The following is a 2546-nucleotide window of genomic DNA, read 5'->3' as shown; positions in this document are numbered from 1 at the left end:
CCGACACCGTCGCCGCCCTCGAAGAGGAGACCGGCGGCATCGACATCCTCGTCAACAACGCCGGGATGGTCGACGCTCGCGACAAGGTCGAGAACTTCGAGAACGACATCTGGGACCGCGACATCGCGGTCAACCTCACGGGCGCCTACAACATCACCCGCGAGGTCTATCCCAATATGAAAGAACGCGGGTTCGGTCGCATCATCAGCATGTCCTCGATGGCCGGTTGGCAGGGGGGCTTCGGCCAACTGTCCTACTCCGCGACGAAGGCCGCACTCATCGGCTTCGGCAAGACGCTCGCCCTCGAAGGCGCCCAGCACGGTGTCACCTCCAACGTCATCGCCCCCAGCATCGTCGTCGGCCAACTCGCCGACCTCCCGATCGACCAGCTCGAAGAGGTCGACGAACACTTCGCCCGCATCGCCAAAGCAACGCCGATGCGCAAACTCGGCAAGGAAGAAGACGTCGCCAACCTCGTCGCCTACCTGTCCTCCGAGCAATCCAACTACATCACGGGACAGGTCATCGGCGTCACTGGCGGTATCGACCTCTTCAGTTTCTAAAGCCCTGCACTTTTACCGCGGAGGGGCTTTGGCGTCTCGCGTGCTCGGGTGCGTGCGGACGCTTACTCCTCGTATCACGCTTTCTCGTCGACATCGTCCTGTTTTCGGGCCTCTCTATCTCTCTCCTCCGGGTCGCCGTAGCCGCCGCCACCGGGCGTTTTGACGGTAACCGTTGCCCCGGCGTCGACGTCGACGGTCGTCTTGGCGGGCACTGGCTCGCCGTCGATGAGGTTCACCCCTGTTGTGCCGTCCTCACCGCCGCGAAGCCCAGAGGGGGAGAGACGGCGCCGCTCCGTTAAAAGCGAAACCGTCGCGTCGGCTTCGACGGTCACCGAGCGTTCGATACCGAGGCCGCCCCGGTACTCGCCGTCGCCGCCGCTGCCATCGCGGAGCGCGTACCGCTCGACACGCATTGGGTATTCGGCTTCGAGGGCCTCGACCGGCGTGTTCAGGGTGTTCGTCATCCCGACCTGTACGCCATCCATGCCGTCTCGTGCCGGGCGGCCGCCGAACCCGCCGCCGATGGTCTCGTAGTAGGTAAAGCCGTCGCCGTCGCGGCTGCCGATGATGAGGTTGTTCATCGTTCCCTGCCCCTGCGCGGGAATGCGGTCCGGGACCGCCTCCGCGAAGGCCGAAAGCAGGACGTCGGTCACACGTTGACTCGTCTCGACGTTGCCGCCGACGACGGCCGCCGGATGGGTCGGATCGAGAAGCGACCCGCCTGGTACGGATACCGAGACGGGCTGATAACAGCCCTCGTTCGGCGGGATGTCCGGGTCGGTCACCGCGCGGACGACGAAGTAGACCGCGCTCTTGGCGACCGCCAGCGGCGCGTTCATGTTGCCGGTCACCTGTTCGGCAGTCCCCGAGAAATCCACGTCGACGGCGGTCCCGTCGATGGTAACGGTCACTTCGATGGGAATCCCCTCGTCGGTGACGCCGTCACCCTCGAGGAAATCGATGGCGTCGTATACACCGTCCGGTATCTCGGCGAGTTCGCTTTCGACCCGCTCGCGGGAGTAATCGATGACCGCATCGAAGGCATCGGTGACCGTCTCGCGGCCGTGGTCGGCTATCAGTTCGATGAGTCGCTCGCCGCCCCGGTCGTTTGCAGCCAGTTGTGCACGGAGGTCGGCCCACCGCTCGTCGGGATTCCGGACGTTCGCCAGCACCAACGAGAGCACGTCGTCGTTGATTTCGCCGCCATCGACGAGTTTGACGGCCGGCAAGCGAAGCCCCTCCTGATAGATCTCGGTCGCGCCAGCGGGCATACTGCCGGGTGTCATCCCACCGATGTCCCCGTGATGGGCACGGGTGACGCCGTAACCGACGATATCCCCGTCGACGTCGATGGGCGCGACGATGGTCACGTCCGGCAGGTGCGTCCCACCCGTAAAGGGGTCGTTGAGGATGTACGCCTCGCCCGGTTCGGGGTCTTTCTCCAGAACGATGTCGACGGCGTCCGGCATCGCGCCGAGGTGAACCGGAATATGTTCGGCCTGTGCGACCATCCGACCCTCGGCGTCGAAAAGCGCCGTCGAGCAATCTTGCCGCTCTTTGATGTTTGGGGAGTAGGCGCCCTGAATCAGGACGTGACCCATCTCCTCGGCGATGCCTGCCAGTTGATTCCGCAACACCTCGAGGGTGACTGCATCGAGACTCATCGTTCGGCACCCCCATCGAGGACGAGTGCGCCGTTCGGCCGGACGGTCCCCGCCCAACCGGGGCGGACGACGACCGTGCTCTCGTGGTCCTCCAGTACGACCGGGCCGTCGATGGTGGTTCCCGGGGCGACCCCGTCTCGGGCAAAGACGGGAATCTCATGGCGCTCACCGTCGAAAACCGCAGTTCGGGTTCCTCGCTCGGGGTCGGCGATACCTTCGTAGTCCGTCGCCGGAACGTCGTTTTCGACCCTGGCGGAGACGCGGAGTGCGACGAGTTCGACCGGTTCATCCATCCGGTAGCCGTAGGTCCGCTCGTGGG

At 64.9% G+C, this 2546-nt stretch carries 2 protein-coding genes and 1 pseudogene; 1 reads left to right on the top strand and 2 read right to left on the bottom strand.

From position 1 onward, the window contains the following. On the top strand, nt 1–563 hold a 563-nt coding region (locus V5A53_RS14500; RefSeq protein WP_332314319.1), incomplete at its 5' end, for an SDR family oxidoreductase. Nucleotides 564–637: 74 nt separating this feature from the next. Here V5A53_RS14500 and V5A53_RS14495 read toward each other — a convergent pair. Continuing rightward, nucleotides 638–2227 (bottom strand): hydantoinase B/oxoprolinase family protein, encoded by a 1590-nt coding sequence (locus tag V5A53_RS14495; RefSeq protein ID WP_332314318.1) that lies wholly within the window; start codon nt 2225–2227, stop codon nt 638–640. Continuing rightward, nucleotides 2224–2546 (bottom strand): annotated as a pseudogene (locus V5A53_RS14490) (hydantoinase/oxoprolinase family protein); the annotation flags it as partial. The pseudogene V5A53_RS14490 and the gene V5A53_RS14495, both read right to left, overlap by 4 nt.

It is taken from the genome of Natronomonas sp. (assembly GCF_036625485.1).
In the GTDB taxonomy this organism is placed as follows: Archaea; Halobacteriota; Halobacteria; order Halobacteriales; family Haloarculaceae; genus Natronomonas.
Note: the sequence above shows the minus strand (reverse complement) of the source record. Positions and strands in the feature narration are given on the sequence as shown.